This is a genomic window from Mucilaginibacter mali (genome assembly GCF_013283875.1).
Taxonomy (GTDB): domain Bacteria; phylum Bacteroidota; class Bacteroidia; order Sphingobacteriales; family Sphingobacteriaceae; genus Mucilaginibacter; species Mucilaginibacter mali.
The window spans coordinates 3,255,213-3,272,079 of sequence record NZ_CP054139.1 but is presented as its reverse complement, the minus strand read 5'-3'; the positions used below and the strand labels follow the sequence as shown (position 1 = coordinate 3,272,079).

Here is a 16,867-nt window from a genome sequence, read left to right as displayed (position 1 = left end):
ATACGCCCTAACCAGGTAAAACCTGCCCTGCAGGCATCAGCTCAATTATAAACCAAACTACAGAACATTATGCAATTAAAACTCAAGTTTTGTCTTGGCATCGCGTTGCTACTATGCTTTTTTAGCGAAGCCTATTCACAAAATACGCGGGTAACAGGTAAGGTTACTCAAAGATCAACCGGCGAGGCATTGCCGGGCGCCTCGGTTACTGTTAAAGGCACCGGCGCAGGTACGGTTACCGATGTTAACGGTAATTATACCCTATCGGCCGCCAGCGGCGCAACTATCACCGTAACTTTTGTGGGCATGGTACCGCAGGAAAAAAAGGTAAGCGGCGGCACCCTCAACTTCGCGCTTGAAGAAAGTGTGGCCAACGCTTTATCCGAAGTAGTGGTGATGGGTTACGGCACGCAAAAAATAACCAATGTATCGGGCGCGATATCAACCGTTAAAGGGGCCGATATCGAAAAATTAAGGCCGGTACGTGTGGAGGAAGCACTACAGGGCCGTGTATCGGGTGTTAATGTGATCCAAAACGGTTCGCCGGGTTCTACGCCTACCGTATTAGTGCGTGGCATCCCGTCATTCTCTGGTACCGACCCTATTGTTATTGTTGACGGTTCGCCGCAATCGCTGGTCGATTTCAACTCCATCAACCCGCAGGATATCGAATCTATCAATGTGTTAAAAGACGCGGCCACTACCGCCATTTATGGTGTAAAGGGCGGTAACGGCGTTATCGTGGTAACCACCAAAAACGGTAAGAAAAATCAAAAGACCGAATTGTCCATCAGCGGCAATTATGGCGTGCAGCAGGTAATGCGTAAGGTAGGTGTACTGAACGCCACTGAATACGGCGCCATTGTTAACGAGGGCAGCGTAACGTCGGGCGGGCCGGTGATCTTCCCTAACCTGGCATCGCTGGGTGTGGGTACAAACTGGCAGGACCAGATCTTCCACAACGCGCCTTTGCAGGCCCACACCGCTTCGGCGCGCGGCGGCAGCGAAAATATGTCGTACTTCCTTTCTGCAGGGTATACCAGCCAGGGCGGTATTGTAGGCGGCATTGATAAATCGCTTTATGAGAGAGGAAACTTTACCGCTAACCTAAGCTTCGACCTTACACCCAAACTGAAATTTTTAATGAACACCACCGGTGTAATATTAAGAGGCAAGGGCGTGCAGGAAAACTCGTTCAACAGTATCATTGGCAGCGCGCTAAACTTTGATCCGACCGTGCCCGTGTTAAATACAACGCCTAACACCGTTGGCAAATATGGCTACAGTAACCTGATACTTTCCGAAGTTTTTAACCCGCTAACCAAGCTGGATAATACCTATAATATTAATAACGGCAACAAGCTGTACGGCAAATTTGAGTTACAGTACGATATTATTAAAGGGTTAAAAGTGAGCAGCCGCTTTGGTTATACCAAGTACGACAGCAACGCCAAAACCTTTAACCCACTGGTATTCTACGGTCCGCAAAACGTAGAGAACACCATGAATGCCGATGGATCTACCGTTACCGGCATGCACAATAGCGTATCGCACGAAAAAGACAGCAACTTTAATTACACCTGGGAAACCTTTGCCAATTACAACTTCAAGGTTTTGCAGGATCATAACTTCGAGACCGTGCTGGGTTTCTCTATGGCTAAAACATCGGGCAATGCTGATGGCGCCAGCAGGCAGGATGTGCCTTATAACTCGTGGGAATTTGCCGATTACACAGCGGCTACCGGCGTTAACTCGGCCACAAATACCAACGCGGCCGCAGGTTATTACTACCAGTATTTCCGCAGGAACCTGTCGTATTTCGGCCGCATGAACTACGATTACAAATCGCGTTACCTGGCGTCGTTCACCGCCCGCAGGGATGGTTCGTACGCGTTCGGTATCAATAATAAATTCGCCAACTTCTTCTCGGGTTCGGTTGGATGGGTTGTTACCAACGAGGATTTCTTTAAACCGGCGTTTATCGATTACCTGAAGATCCGCGGCAGCTACGGCTCTACCGGTAACGAAAACGTTAGCCCGCAATATGTAAAGGTGGTAACCGGCGGCCCCGATTACGGCCCGACAGCCAATAGCAACGGCTACAACTTCAGCAATGTATTCTACCCGGGTTCAACCGTGGGTTCGGCGGCTAACAACAGCCTGGCCTGGGAAAAGCAGATCCAAAGCAACGTAGGTTTTGATATTACCTTTTTAAAGAACAGGTTATCCATCTCAGCCGATTATTACCAGAAAAAGGTAAACGGTTTACTGTTTACACCTAATGCCTCGCTGTATTTGGGTACGGTGCCAATCCCAACCGCCAACATCGGTTCAACAAAAACCAGCGGCTTCGATATTACTTTAAGTTACAACGAAAGCGTGAACAAATCGCTTAAAATAGGCAACTCGTTCACGTTCACTACCGCTAAAAACCTGGTTACCGCCACCAATACCGATGGCACCGCCAAGATCTTCGGCGGCAGCTATTTCAACGGGCAATCGCAAAGCGTAACGGTATTCCAGAAAGGTTTTACTCCGGGCTACTTCTACGGTTACAAAACCAACGGCCTGTTCCAAACCGCTGCCGAGGTAGCTTCGGCGCCAACACAGGCAGGCGCGCAGCCGGGCGATATCCGCTTTGTTGATACCAATGGCGACGGCAAGATCACATCAGACGACCAGGTGAAGATCGGCGATCCGTTCCCTGATTTTACCGCTGGCTGGAACCTGAGCATATCTTACAAAAGCCTTGATTTCAACGCCTACACTTATGCTTCGGTAGGTAACGATATTTACCGCGCTTACGAACGTAACGCCAACTACACCAATAAATTTCGCAGCGTATTAGGCCGCTGGACCGGTCCGAACACGACTAACGATGCCAACGAGCCGCGTTATTCGTTCACCGACCCGAACAGCAATATCCGCGCTTCCGACAGGTATGTAGAGGATGGTTCGTTTGTAAAACTGAAGAATGTTCAGTTGGGTTACACCCTGCCTTTATCGCCTAAAATATTTAAAAGCGTAAGGATCTACGGCCAGGTGAAGAACGTGTTTACCATCACCAAATACTCGGGTTACGATCCGGAGATCTCGGGCGGCATCCTGAATACGGGTGTAGACCGCGGCCAGTATCCGCAGGCAAGGATCTACTCGGTAGGGCTGGATATCAAGTTGTAATCATTTAAAAGATATTAAAATGAATAGGATATATATAAAGACATTAAGCCTGGTTGTATTGATCACCGCGCTTACATCCTGCAAAAAGTTTGTGGACTATAACCCGCACGAGGATTTTGTAACCACCGAGCAGGATTACCTAAAATCAGAATCGGATTATCGAAATATGGTCATCAGCGCCTACTCGCCGCTGCAATGGCTTAACCAGGAATATGTGGTAGCCGATATCGCTTCGGATAACTCGGTGGCCGGCGGCGAAAGCGCTTCGGACGTGTTACCGCTACAGCAGATAGACGACTTTACGCTAACCCCCATTAACTCTACCCTTACCGACCTGTGGCAGGTGGCTTACGAAGGGATTAACCGGGCCAATTATTTAACCCAGTACAAAAACACCAATCTTGCGGGTCAAACCATCAGCTTCGCGGGTAAGGATGCCCTGTATGGCGAAGTTTATTTCCTGCGCGCCTACTATTACTTCCAGTTGGTAAGGATGTTTGGCGATGTACCGCTGTTTGCCGATAAGCGCTTAGGCGTAAGCGATTCCCGCTCACTGAAACGGTCGCCGGTGGCTGATGTTTATAAGCAGATTGAAGCCGATCTAACCGCCGCCATCAGCGTATTGCCTACCGTACAGGTGCAAAAAGGCCGTATTACCAAATACGCAGCCCAGGCTTTGCTGGGTAAGGTTTACCTGTACGAGAATAAGTTTGATGCCGCAGTACCGGTGTTTGAGGGCATTATCACCTCGGGCGCGTTTAGCCTGGTTACCGACTATGCCTCGATGTTTTTATTAGCCGGCGAGAACGGCCCTGAATCGGTATTCGAGATCCAATACACCAACGGCTCGCCATACTATAACTGGGGCGGTGCCACCCGTGGCCAGGGTAACTACGCTGTTCAGCAAAACGGAGTGCGGGGTTTAAATGGTTCGGCAGCTATGCCGTACTCGGCCGGCTGGAGCACTAACCTGCCATCGCAAAACCTGGCCGCTGCTTATAGTGCGGGCGATCAGCGCAAAGCCATCACCACCTTCGATATCGAAGCTTATAAAAATAACAACCCTGCTTTAACGGTTACCTACCAGGTAGCGCCTTACAAAAACACCGGTTTTTACAACGGCAAATACCTGCCGCGCAAAGGTGAAACCTCAGGTCAGATCGAGTTGAATTATGATAATAACTTCCGCGTCATCCGTTATGCCGAAGTGCTGCTGATGGCCGCCGAAGCCAATAACCGCGCCACTGCGCCAAATGATGTAAAAGCGCAGGGCTACCTTAACCAGGTGCGCCAGCGTGCCTTTGGCGATAACCTGCACAACGTAACCTCAACCGGCGCTACGCTGAAGCAAGCCATCTGGGACGAGCGCCGTCTGGAACTGGGCATGGAGGGCGACCGCTTCTTCGACCTGGTACGCACCGGGCAGGCAGCTACCAAACTTACCGGCTTTAAAACCGGCAAGCACGAGCTGTTCCCTATCCCGCAGACAGAGGTGGATATATCGGGCTTAACACAAAACCCGGGTTATTAATTATCAACCATTTAAAAAACGAGAGATCATGAAGGCAATAAAATATTTTTCGGGTATCGCGCTTCTGCTGGCTGTAATGACAGGTTGTAAGAAGGAAGAGTTTAACGATACTTCGTTTATAAACGGCGTGACCGCGCCGGGCAAGCTATCGGTTATGTTTAATATTACGCAGGATAATACCGGTTTGGTAACCATTACCCCGGCGGGCGAAGGCGCAACATCGTACGATGTGTACTTTGGCGATGGGGGCAGTACGCCAACCAATGTGGCCGGCGGTAAAAGCATTCAGCATAAATATGCCGAAGGTCAGTATAACGTAAAAATAACCGCCAAAGGCGCTACAGGCAAAACCACCGATTTGGTGCAGCCCTTAACCGTATCGTTCAAAGCTCCGGAAAACCTGAAGACAACTATTACCACATCAGGCTTAACGGCCAGTATCAGTGCTTCGGCTTTGTACGAAACCAATTTTAAGGTTTACTACGGTGATTCGTTAACGGTGAACCCGCTGCACTTTGGTACTTTCCTTGAAGGAACCACCATTACGCATACCTATCCAAACGCGGGTACTTATACCGTTAAAATAGTTGCCCTAAGCGGCGGCGCGGCCACTACCGAACTGACCCAAACTGTGAAGGTGGGCAAGCAGATCGACCTGCCGGTTACCTTTGATGACCCTAATTTCGACCTCACCATGAGCGATTTTGGCGGTAACTCATCATCTATAGCAGCCGACCCAACCAACGCGGCCAATAAGGTACTGAAGGCGGTTAAAACAGCCGGTTCTGAAGTGTGGGCAGGTACCACTATTGGTACGGCAGCCGGCTTCGCAACCAAGATCCCGCTGACGGCTACTTCTAAAAAGATGACCATGAGGGTATACTCTCCGGCCGCAGGCTTGGATATCAAGTTGAAGCTGGAAGATCATGCAGATGGCACACACGCGATTGAAACCGATAAGCTGACCACCGTTGCCAATGCCTGGGAAACTATCACGTTCGATTTCAGCACTGTGGCAGCCGGAACCCCGGCCTTTAACGCGGCCTGGACTTACGATAAGGCTTCGGTATTCTTTAACTTCGGCGTAGCCGGCGATGGTAAAACCTATTATGCCGATGACCTGAAGTTTGTGCCTGCACTGGCGCAGGTGAGCCTGCCGGTAACCTTTGATGATCCGACCGTTGATTATACCACCACCGATTTCGGCAATAACAGTACTGTAACCGGTGCCGACCCAACTAATGCCGCCAACAAGGTGAAGATCACCACCAAGCCTAACGGCGCCGAAGTATGGGCCGGTACTACCATTGGTACAGCCGCAGGCTTCTCGGCAAAAGTGCCAATTACCGCTACCAACAGTAAAATGAGCGTGCGCGTTTATTCGCCGGCGGTTGGTTTGGATATCAAACTAAAACTGGAAGACCATAACGATGGCACGCACTCTATCGAAACCGATAAGCTAACCACCGTGGCCAACGCCTGGGAAACCATCACCTTTGATTTTAATACACTGGCCAGCGGAACACCGGCCTACAACGCGGCTTATAATTATGATAAAGCTTCGCTCTTCTTTGATTTTGGCGTAGCAGGCAGCGGTAAAAAGTTCTATTGGGATGATGTGCAGTTTGTATCGACACCTACGGTGCTGGCCCTGCCGGTAACGTTCGAATCGACTGCGTTCAGCTATCCCTTCACCGATTTTGACGGCGGTGCGGTTACTATCGTAAACAACCCTGCATCTGCCGGTATCAACACCAGCGCTAAAGTTGCTAAAATGGTTAAGAGCGCCGGCCAAACCTGGGGCGGCAGCTACCTGACCCTGCCAAGCCCTATCGATTTTTCGACGAAGAAAACGTTCACTATGAAGGTTTATTCGCCACGGGTAGGCGCGCATGTGCTGTTGAAAGTGGAGAACCTGACCGATGGCACCATCAGCTACGAAAAGGAAGTATCTACCACGGTAGCCAATACCTGGGAGACGCTGACCTTTGATTACAGCGCCATCAACACAGCCAAATCATACTCAAAAATAACACTGATATTTGATAACGGCACCGCAGGCGATGGTTCGGTTAACTATACCTGGTATTTGGATGATATCACACTTAATTAAAAATATTGATCATGAAAATTCATTTTAAATCGATAATAGCCGCCCTAACCGCCGTAGTGATCGGCTTAAGCGGTTGTAAAAAAGCCGAATACCATTTCGGCGATATTAAAACGCCGGCGAGTTTAACACTTACAGCAACGGTTGCGGGCGTTACGGCAAGTGCGCCAAATGGCGGCGGTACCGGCAACGTGGCCATCACCACCACGGCCAGCGATGCCATCACTTATAAAATAGATTTTGGCGACGGCAACACACAAATGGTACCATCGGGGGTTATCAATTATAAGTATAACAGCCCGGGTACGTTTGATTATACCATCACCGTAACCGCCATCGGTACCGGCGGGGTAACTTCAAACATCAGCAAAAAGATCACCGTGTTTGTAGCTTATACCATCCCTGCCGATATTGTGGCTAACCTAACCGGTGGTTCATCAAAGGTTTGGATAACCGACAACACCGCGGCCGGGCACGTGGGTGTAGGGCCAACAAACACATTTACGCCTGATTATTATGCTGCCGGCCCGAACGAGCGCGCTGCCTGCCAGTATGATGATTTGATGATGTTCACTAAGGATGTCAATGGTAATATTACCTTGTCTATTGATAACAAAGGCCAGTCGTTCATGATCGCCGCTTCAACCGCATTCTACGGCGCTTCGGGTGGTGATGGTTGCTATACCATCGATCTCTCGGCCCCGCGTAAACTGGCCTTTATGGATGCTACGTCGGCGTCAACATCGGCCAACTCAACCCGGGTGCAGTTCCAGGTACCGGGCAACGGACTGATCAATTTTGGTACCGGCGGCACTACTTACGAGATCCTGTCGCTCACGGCTACCACCATCAGCCTGCGCAACATCGGTATCGATGGGTTGGCCTGGTATCAAAAACTAAAAGTTAAACCATAACGATTATGAAATATTTTCGCATATCTGTTTTAGTAGTACTGGTAACCGCGTTTATCAGTTGTAAAAAAGGGGGAAGTGGTGATGGCACAGGTACAACTGATACACCGCCAAGCAATCTTACAGTCAGCGCTATTGTGGGCACCGATAACAGCGGCAACGTAGCCTTTACGGCATCGGCAAGCAACGCGGTAACTTACGATTATGATTTCGGCAACGGTGTGTACCAAACGGTTCCATCGGGTGTGGTAACGTATAAGTATCCCTCTTCGGGTACTTATACGGTTAATGTTGTGGCCAAAAGTCAGGGCGGGCAAACCATATCCAAATCAACCCAGGTGGTGGTGCCAACCATTACCAGCACCTATACCTTTAGCGATGAGTTCAACACCGATGGCGCGCCAGATCCTAACAAGTGGGGCTATGATATTGGTACTGGAAGCGGTGGCTGGGGTAATAACGAACTGGAATATTATACCAGTCGCACAGATAACGCGATCGTATCGAACGGTACGCTGAAGATCAATCTTAAAAAAGAGAGCTATAGTGGCAGCGCCTACACATCGGCAAGGCTAACATCAAACACCAAGTTTTCATTTAAATATGGCAAGGTTGAGGTTAGGGCCAAACTGCCATCGGGCGGCGGCACCTGGCCGGCCATCTGGATGCTGGGGTCGGATTTTGCTACCAACGCGTGGCCTGCCTGTGGCGAGATTGACATTATGGAGCATAAAGGCAACGATCTGAACCGTATTTATGGCACGCTGCACTATCCCGGCCATTCCGGTGGTAACGGCGATGGCGCAAATACCGTGATCAGCGGCGCTACTACCGATTTCCACGTTTACGGACTGGAATGGAATGCTACATCGATGAAGATTTCGATAGATGGCAATGTATTTAAAACTGTGGCTAACAGCGCCAGCGTACCGTTCAATCATAATTTCTTTATCATTTTAAACCTGGCTATGGGCGGCACATTTGGCGGCGCTGTAGACCCGGCAGTTACCGGCGGCACCCTCGAAATTGATTATGTGCGGGTAACCCAATAAGCATTATTCGATACCATTTTACAGGGCAGGCTTCGGCTTGCCCGTGGATGGTATTGAATTTTAAAAAGTACTAACCCATATTATTAAGCTATCTCCATTTATTAATTATATGAACGATCTTAACAAATTATACATACGCGCGGCGGGGCTGCTGGCGGCAGTCAGCCTGTTCGCGGTGCTGGCGCCTGCCCAAAAGCCGGATAAAACCAAGCCGGCGGGTAAGGTGGTTTTCTTTGATGATTTCTCAGGTGCCAAACTCGACCGCAGCAAATGGAATGTGGAAATAACCGGCATGCACGTGAATAACGAGCTGCAGGCTTATGTAGATTCATCGGCTACTATATCCATCGCCCACGGGGCCGATGCAGGCGGTGCGGCCAACGGCGCGCTGGTATTAACGCCGCGTTATGCTAAAGGCTTTAAAACCAAGGATGGCCAAACATTCGATTTTATATCCGGCCGTATAAATACCCGTAATAAGTTTGATTTTACTTACGGCACCGCCGAGGCCCGTATTAAACTAACCGATGGCCCCGGCCTGTGGCCTGCCTGGTGGATGCTGGGCAAGGGCGACTGGCCGCAAACCGGCGAAATTGATATTATGGAATACGTAGGTGAAAAGGATTGGGCCAGCGCCGCCGTACATGGCCCCGGTTATAGCGGCGAAACCCCATTTGTAAACCGCCAGTATTTTAATGCTGGTGACGATGTAACGCAATGGCATGTTTACGCTGTTGACTGGACACCTGATAACCTAGACTTTAAATACGATGGTAAGCTGATGTTCAGGGTGAACCGTAAAATGGCCGAGCATTACGGCAAATGGGTTTTTGATGATGATAAGTTCATGATCTTAAACTATGCCCTGGGCGGCGCTTATCCTATAAAGCTTAATGGCGTAAAGGGGCCTTACAACGGCATGCCTCCTGCTACGGCTAACCTGGTGAAAAATAATAAGGCAAAAATGCTGGTCGATTGGGTGCGGGTGACAAAACGATAAGTGATTTGCTTAAAGTGTTTGGTTGTCTGTAATAACTGGAAATTCCTTAATTTGGTTGGCATTGCGCCCGGTACTTTGTGCCGGGCTTTTTTGCGTTTTGATGCCTGGTAAACCGGTAACATCTTTTTTACGCAATGCATCCCTGCAATAATTAACCGCTAATTTATATGTAGCGCCTGTGTTTTGAGGGCTTTGAAGCCTGGTGGCAAAGTATCTCAACCTTTTTATTATACCACAAGGCCCTGCCTGTTCATGACAGAACATGATGGTTCGCTCCGGTTGCTTTTGTAGTTTTATTTCACCAATAAAACCATAATCTTTTTTGATATGCACCGAAGCTGTTTACGGTCCCTCGTATTCCTGTTATCCGGCCTGCTGCTTGTTTGTTCTGCAAATGCACAAACTACCTCTGGCCGTGCTATCCGCAATTTTGATAAAAACTGGCGCTTCATTAAACAGGACGCGCCCGGCGCCGATAACCCGGCATTTGATGATGCGCAATGGCGTAAGCTTGATGTCCCGCACGATTGGAGCATTGAAGGCCCTTACGATCAGGCTAACCCCACCGGTAGTGGTGGCGGTTATCTTCCGGCCGGTATTGGCTGGTACCGCAAATCGTTTACGATGGATGCTGCCGATGTCAAACGCAAAATAAGTATTGAGTTTGATGGGGTAATGAGCAACAGCGAGGTATGGATCAACGGCTTTTATTTGGGCAAGCGTCCTTATGGTTATATCAGTTTCGCTTATGATATGACCGGGCATCTCAATTTCGGTAACAAGCCCAATATCATCGCCGTAAAGGTTGATAACAGTAATCAACCGGCCTCGCGGTTTTACACCGGGTCGGGCATTTATCGTCATGTGCATTTAATTTCAACCGCAAATACATACTTTGATCATTGGGGCGTATACATTAAACCTTTGCAGGTAAGCGCTCAAAAGGCTACGGTGCATGTCGAGGCCAAAGTCATCAATCAATCGTCGGCAGGCGGCACGTACACCCTGCAAACTACCCTTATTGACCCTGCCGGAAAAACGGTAAAGACACAGGAAAGCAAGCAAACCATAGCCGCCGGCCAAACCGTGGATTATAAGCAGGATATTCCGGTAAGCGACCCGCAGTTATGGGATACCGAACATCCGCGCCTATATAAAGTGGTAACAAAAATACTGTCCGGTTCAACCGTAGCCGATGCGATAACTACCCCCGTGGGCATCCGCGACGCGCATTTTGAGGCTGCTACCGGCTTTTGGCTCAACGGCAAAAACATCAAACTCTATGGCGTATGCCTGCATCATGATGGTGGGGCTGTAGGTTCGGCTGTACCGCTGGCGGTTTGGGAGCGCCGCTTTAAAAAGCTAAGGGAGATAGGGGCCAACGCTATCCGCACCTCGCACAATGAGGTAGCCCCCGAGTTTCTTGATCTTTGCGACCGGATGGGCTTCCTGGTGATGGATGAGACTTTTGATAGTTGGATGACCGCCAAACCGCCCGCTTTAAAGGGCTATAACCTGTATTATGCCAACTGGTGGGACAAGGATACCCGCGACCAGGTGATGCGAGATCGCAACCACCCTTCGGTAGTGATCTATAGCGTTGGTAACGAGATCCACGATAACCTGAAGGATTCCTCGGGCTTCCAGAAGTTTAAACAGCAGCAGGACCTTATCCACCAGTTAGATCCCGGCCGGCCGGTAACCATGGCGCTGTTGCAGCCCAACGGTAATTCGCAAACGTATAAAACCGGCTTTGCCGAGCGGATGGACATCACCGGGCAAAACTACCGCGAAAACGAATTGATGGCCTATCACGACGCGCACCCCGACCGGGTGGTGATCGGTACAGAAAATACGCATGTACTATCTCAATGGCTGGCCTTGCGAGACCATCCCTATATGTCAGGCCAATTCCTATGGACAGGTGTAGATTATCTTGGCGAAGCGATCTGGCCCAGTCGTGGTGCTACCTCGGGTTTGATAGATCGTACCGGCGGCTGGCATACCAATGGCTTACAGCGCGCGGCCTGGTGGTCGGTAAAGCCTGTGGTGTATATTCAACGAAACGATCCAGGCGCAGTGGCCGGACGTGGCGGCGTAGCCTATGTTTCCGACTGGACACCGGCCGACCCGGCAAACTATAAGGACGCCAAAGTACAGGTATTTAGCAATGCCGATGAAACTGAGCTTTTCCTTAACGGGAAATCATTAGGCGTAAAAACCAAATCACCGCTTGATTCACCTTTATTTTGGAATGTGCCTTTCGAAAAAGGAACGCTGAAAGCCATTGCCCGCAACAAAGGCAAGCAGGTGGCCACCGATGAACTGCGAACTGCCGGCGAACCGGCCAGGATAATACTGACTGCCGATCAATCAAAACTGGCGAATAACTGGGATGCCGTATCGTTTGTAACCGCTACTATAGTAGACGCCAACGGCATTGTTTGCCCTAACAGCGACCGGCTGATCAGTTTTTCGATCAACGGGAGCGGAGTTATTGCTGCTGTAGATAACGGCGACAGGCTTAGCCATGAACTTTATCAAACCAACCACCGGACTACCTATAAAGGTACCTGCATTGCCCTCATCAAAGCAAAGGCATCCGCGGGAAAGATGACGATTAAAGCTACTGCCGATGGGCTGGCTGCCGGATCGGTAACTATTGACGCGATACCATAGACCCGATCATTATGAAAAAGAACACCCTCCTGATCACGAAAAATAAAGCCCTGTGGCTGCTGTGTATGCTATGCGTTTGCAGATCATCGCAGGCCCAGGACAGCAACGAGTATCTGAAATGGATGCAAGCCTCGCTGCCTAATGTGCCCGAGTGGACCGCCTGGCAGACTAAAACCGGCGAGTTACCTCCCGATTTCAGCAAACTAAAAAGATCGAACCTGCTGCCCGATCCGCTTAAGTTCTATAATGGCGGCCCCGTTAAAAACATGGCCACCGACTGGCCTAAACGCCGTGCGGAAATTATGCAGCTTTATGCCAAATGGGAAACCGGCACTATGCCCGCACGACCGGCTATTAGCAAGGTGGTGCCTTTAGATGAAAGCAAGGGCAATGGTTATAGTGTGCGTAATGTGCGTGTTGAATTTGGCCCGCAGGGTAAAGGCTCGGTACGTGTAAGGCTGGTGATCCCGGATGGCATCGCGGGCGAAAAATTCCCGGTCATGATCAGTCCGAGTTTGGCGGGCTGGGCATCAACGGTGATCCGGCGCCGTTATATCTCGGCCGGTTACGCGGGTAACGATGCTATGGATGATGCCGCTCCGCTAAAAGATCTGTACCCCGAATATGATTTTGCCACCCTGCCGCGCAGGGCCTGGCTGGCCGGTATCGTTATAGATTATTTAGCCACTATCCCACAGGTGGATATGAAGCATATCGCTATAAATGGCTACTCGCGCGATGGCAAAATGGCCACGCTGGCCGCCGCTTTTGATACACGTATAGCTGCTGTTGTGGCGGGCAGTACCGGTGTTGGCGGCCTGGTGCCCTGGCGTTTTGCCGGCGAACGCGGCGGCGGAGAGGGTATAGAAACTACTACACGCAGTTTCCCGGGCTGGTTCCTGCCGCGGTTACGATATTTTTCCGGACGCGAGGATTATTTGCCTGTAGATGGTAACCTGCTGATCTCGCTCATAGCCCCGAGGGCGGTTTTGATGGAATGGGGCCATACCGACCAGGTGGCTAATGGATGGGCGATGGAACAGGCTTACGAATCAGCCCAAAAAGTTTACAAAGGACTAAACGCGCCAAATAAGCTGAACATGATCTCGGTTGAAGGCTTTCATGGTAGCGATAACCGCGAGGCTGATATGGATTGGCTCGACTGGCAGTTTGGCCGCAGCAAAAAAGCCTGGACAGATCACCTCATCTTCCCCTGGAGTTTTGAAAAATGGCAGGCTACCACCGGCGAAAAACTCAACCCGGCTAAACTCACTGCCTATCATGCATCAGCAGCGCTGACCGAATCTGCCGCCGATTGGGATAAAAAAGCGGTGGGACTGCGCTCATCCATCGCATGGATGATGGGCGAAACTCCGCCGATGTATGCTGATGCGGGGGGCTTTCCCTTCAGGCGTCCTGGCGTTGGTGGTGCAGGTGCCCCCGGCGCCAGCGAGATCGGTAAGGGAAACATCGGCAATCCCGGCCAGTTAGCGCCTGATGTGCCCGCCTGGGTTATTGCCAGCGGCGGCGGATCATACGGCTGGCGCGCGCCCGAAAAAAATGAGGTTACCTCGCGCCGCATCCGCTTCAATGGGGTTACCGGCGATCTTTATTATCCAATAAATACGCCCAAAGGAAAAAAACTACCAACGGTGGTTTGGCTGCATGGCTTTCACTATCCGTTAGGTTATATGTGGGTATATCGCAGCGATCTGCACCCCATCCTAGCCTTGGCCAAAGCCGGTTATGCCGTATTGGCTTACGATCAAACTGGTTTCGGTACGCGCTGGAGCGAGGCCGAGGGTTTTTATGATCACTACCCGCGCTGGTCGCAAATGGGTAAAATGCTGGAAGATCTGCACGCGGGTGTTGATGCGCTGGAAAAAGATTCGGTGGTTGATGCTAAAAATATCTCGGTTTATGGCTTCTCTATTGGCGGCGCTTTAGGCTTGTATGCTGCCGCGCTTGATAACCGTATTGCCGGGGTGGTATCTATAGCGGGTTTTACACCGATGCGCGAAGATACGCCCGACAAAGGCATGAGCGGCATGACCCGCTACAGCCACCTGCACGGTTTAATACCGCGCCTGGGATTATATGCCGGGCAGGCGGCTAAGTTGCCTTATGATTTTGATGACGTGATGGCCCTGATAGCGCCCCGGCCGGTGCTGATCGTTCAGCCCCGGCGCGATCGCGATGCTGACCCCGTTTCCATACGCAACGCCGTAAAGCGGGCGCAAAAGGTATTCGATCTTAAAAATGCATCAGGCAAACTGGAACTACAGGAGCCCGACGATTACGGCCGCCTGACCGATGCCACGCAGGACAAAGCCATACGATGGATGAAAACCAACTTTTAAAATTAACGATATGAAAAACCTATCTTTTAAAACTAAGTTGAAAAAGCATGTTTCTTTTGGCCTGTTAGTTGTATTAGCGGCAGCGGGCTCCCTTCTCTCGCTGGCATTTACATCGGGCGGGCATAAAGTATCGGCAGATGCTAAGGTTACTTTAACAGAGGATGCGGAGACTTACACCATGGATAATGGTATCGTAAAAGTGCGCGTGTCCAAGGTAAGCGGCAACCTGGTCTCGTTCAGGTATAAGGATATGGAGATGTTTGAACGCGCCCCCGCGCCGGAGATGGTGGTGGAAGCCAAAGGCGACGGCCCGGCCAATAACCCTAACTGGAAAGCCCCGGTTATTACCGGCGTAAGCAATGGATACTGGTCGCACGATGTAGTGGGCGTTAAGGGCTCGGCCCCGGCCATGCCATCGGTTACGATAGATCCGGCTAAAAATGGCGGCGAGATGGCCGAAGTCTCTACCAAAGCTAATTCGATGGGGCGCAAAATGGGCACAGGCCCCGGTACCACTAAAGATGGCGACCTGACCGTGGATATCGAGATCCGTTACACCTTGCTGCGTGGTGCCTCGGGCGTTTACACCTATTGCACCTTTAACCATCCGGCCGAATATCCGCTGGGTATTTTTGGTGAAGCGCGGTACTGCGCCAAACTGGCCCCTTTCTTTGATTGGGTGAGTATAGATAAAGAGGTGAACCACGAATATAAAAAGACCACCTTTGTGGGCGATAAGTATGTGTATACTACCAATCCCACGCTCAACCGGGCCTGGGGATGGTCGAGCACGGAGAAAAAGGTAGGCTTGTTTTTCATCAACCCATCAATGGAATACATTAGTGGCGGCCCCACCAAGTTTGAACTCACCGGCCACCTGAATACCGATGCCAATGCCGCCCCCTGCGTGCTGAACTACTGGCGCAGCAGCCATTACGGCGCTGCCGAAGCAAACATCGCCACCGGCGAAGAATGGCATAAAACAATCGGGCCATTCTTTATCTACGCCAATGCTGGCGATGGCCCTGATGCTATTTATGCTGATGCACGGGCGCAGGCGGTTAAAGAGGCAGCCAAATGGCCTTTCAACTGGGTTAATGGTGTTGATTACCCGAAGGCAAAAGACCGTTCCACCGTTAAAGGTCAATTGATAGTAAAAGATGTCAAGAAGATCACTGATTTTCAGAATTTTGAAGTGGGGTTGACCCACGGCGATTATATTTCGGCACGTGCCAATCCCGAGCCAAAAATCATTACTAACTGGCAGCGCGATGCTAAGTACTACCAGTTTTGGGTTAAAGGCAATGCCGATGGTACCTTTACCATCCCAAATGTGCGCGAGGGTAAATACGTGTTATACGCGTTCACCAATAATGTTTTGGGCGAGTATATGAAATCAGACATCGTAGTAGAAAAAGGCAAGCCGCTAAACCTGGGCAAACTGGAATGGACGCCTGTGCGCAAAGGCAGGCAAGTGTGGGATATCGGCATCCCTAACCGCAACGCCTCCGAATTTCGTGGTGGCGATCAGCGTCGTGATCCGGCTATCTCTTTAAAATATCCGCAGCTATTCCCTAACGATGTTACATATGTAGTCGGCAAAAGCGATTATTCAAAAGACTGGTTCTACCAGCATATCCCGCACAATACCGACCCTAATGCCAGGGTGGTGCCGTTCAGCGGTGTGCAGGGTGCGCCCGGCAATGCCACACCATACACTATTCAGTTTGATATGCCATCGGCACCGACGGGAAAAGCTTACCTGCGCTTTGCTATTTGCGGTACAGGCGCACGCTCGGCCGATGTGGAGATAAACGGGCAGCCTGCCGGCAAACTGCAAAACCTGCTGACCGATGGTTTGATCACCCGCCACGGCGAATCGGGCCTGTGGTATGAAAGGGAGGTTGATTTCGACGCTTCGCTGATGAAAAAAGGCACGAATATCCTAAAGATCACCATGCCTGCAGGACCTGTAAATAACGGCCTGGTATATGATTACATCCGCCTAGAACTGGCTGATTAAACAACACGGAAACAGTATAAA

The 16,867-nt window shown here is 50.5% G+C and carries 10 protein-coding genes; 9 read left to right on the top strand and 1 reads right to left on the bottom strand.

Annotation, left to right across the window (positions count from 1 at the left end):
- The first annotated feature begins 69 nt into the window (after positions 1–69).
- The 6 genes from HQ865_RS13645 (at position 70) to HQ865_RS13620 (ending at position 9,784) form a co-directional block, all read left to right on the top strand.
- Positions 70–3,180 carry a SusC/RagA family TonB-linked outer membrane protein gene (locus tag HQ865_RS13645; protein WP_173415423.1) on the top strand — a complete coding sequence of 1,037 codons (3,111 nt, stop codon included), beginning with the start codon at positions 70–72 and terminating at the stop codon, positions 3,178–3,180.
- A 19-nt stretch (positions 3,181–3,199) separates the two neighbouring features.
- The gene (locus HQ865_RS13640; protein ID WP_173415422.1) at positions 3,200–4,711 is read left to right on the top strand and encodes a RagB/SusD family nutrient uptake outer membrane protein; all 1,512 of its coding nucleotides are present in this window, start codon (positions 3,200–3,202) and stop codon (positions 4,709–4,711) included.
- A gap of 28 nt (positions 4,712–4,739) precedes the next feature.
- Entirely contained in the window at positions 4,740–6,824 is a 2,085-nt protein-coding gene (locus HQ865_RS13635) for a PKD domain-containing protein (RefSeq protein ID WP_173415421.1), read from the top strand.
- 11 nt (positions 6,825–6,835) lie between these two features.
- Positions 6,836–7,735, top strand: coding sequence for a PKD domain-containing protein (locus HQ865_RS13630; RefSeq protein ID WP_173415420.1), 900 nt, complete (start codon positions 6,836–6,838; stop codon positions 7,733–7,735).
- Positions 7,736–7,740: 5 nt separating this feature from the next.
- Positions 7,741–8,784, top strand: coding sequence for a family 16 glycosylhydrolase (locus HQ865_RS13625; RefSeq protein ID WP_173415419.1), 1,044 nt, complete (start codon positions 7,741–7,743; stop codon positions 8,782–8,784).
- 109 nt (positions 8,785–8,893) lie between these two features.
- Entirely contained in the window at positions 8,894–9,784 is an 891-nt protein-coding gene (locus HQ865_RS13620; RefSeq protein WP_173415418.1) for a glycoside hydrolase family 16 protein, read from the top strand.
- A 9-nt stretch (positions 9,785–9,793) separates the two neighbouring features.
- Here HQ865_RS13620 and HQ865_RS13615 read toward each other — a convergent pair whose 3' ends face one another.
- The gene (locus tag HQ865_RS13615; RefSeq protein WP_173415417.1) at positions 9,794–10,117 is read right to left on the bottom strand and encodes a hypothetical protein; all 324 of its coding nucleotides are present in this window, start codon (positions 10,115–10,117) and stop codon (positions 9,794–9,796) included.
- Here HQ865_RS13615 and HQ865_RS13610 point away from each other — a divergent pair.
- From HQ865_RS13610 to HQ865_RS13600, 3 genes are read left to right on the top strand one after another with little or no spacing between them, the layout of a single operon-like run.
- Positions 10,112–12,463, top strand: a complete 2,352-nt coding sequence (locus HQ865_RS13610; protein WP_173415416.1) for a sugar-binding domain-containing protein — start codon at positions 10,112–10,114, stop codon at positions 12,461–12,463. The two genes, HQ865_RS13615 and HQ865_RS13610, sit on opposite strands and share 6 nt — an antisense overlap.
- An 11-nt stretch (positions 12,464–12,474) precedes the next feature.
- Complete coding sequence (locus HQ865_RS13605; protein ID WP_173415415.1) at positions 12,475–14,823, top strand: alpha/beta hydrolase family protein; 2,349 nt, start codon at positions 12,475–12,477, stop codon at positions 14,821–14,823.
- Positions 14,824–14,833: 10 nt separating this feature from the next.
- Complete coding sequence (locus HQ865_RS13600) at positions 14,834–16,846, top strand: polysaccharide lyase family protein (protein WP_173415414.1); 2,013 nt, start codon at positions 14,834–14,836, stop codon at positions 16,844–16,846.
- Positions 16,847–16,867 lie beyond the last annotated feature (21 nt).

Excerpts from the sequence above, each read along its gene's own strand:
- HQ865_RS13645 (WP_173415423.1), top strand. The coding sequence starts at position 70 with ATGCAATTAAAACTCAAGTTTTGTCTTGGCATCGCGTTGCTACTATGC.
- HQ865_RS13630 (WP_173415420.1), top strand. The coding sequence starts at position 6,836 with ATGAAAATTCATTTTAAATCGATAATAGCCGCCCTAACCGCCGTAGTG.
- HQ865_RS13620 (WP_173415418.1), top strand. The coding sequence starts at position 8,894 with ATGAACGATCTTAACAAATTATACATACGCGCGGCGGGGCTGCTGGCG.
- HQ865_RS13610 (WP_173415416.1), top strand. The coding sequence starts at position 10,112 with ATGCACCGAAGCTGTTTACGGTCCCTCGTATTCCTGTTATCCGGCCTG.
- HQ865_RS13635 (WP_173415421.1), top strand. The coding sequence starts at position 4,740 with ATGAAGGCAATAAAATATTTTTCGGGTATCGCGCTTCTGCTGGCTGTA.
- HQ865_RS13600 (WP_173415414.1), top strand. The coding sequence starts at position 14,834 with ATGAAAAACCTATCTTTTAAAACTAAGTTGAAAAAGCATGTTTCTTTT.
- HQ865_RS13625 (WP_173415419.1), top strand. The coding sequence starts at position 7,741 with ATGAAATATTTTCGCATATCTGTTTTAGTAGTACTGGTAACCGCGTTT.
- HQ865_RS13605 (WP_173415415.1), top strand. The coding sequence starts at position 12,475 with ATGAAAAAGAACACCCTCCTGATCACGAAAAATAAAGCCCTGTGGCTG.
- HQ865_RS13640 (WP_173415422.1), top strand. The coding sequence starts at position 3,200 with ATGAATAGGATATATATAAAGACATTAAGCCTGGTTGTATTGATCACC.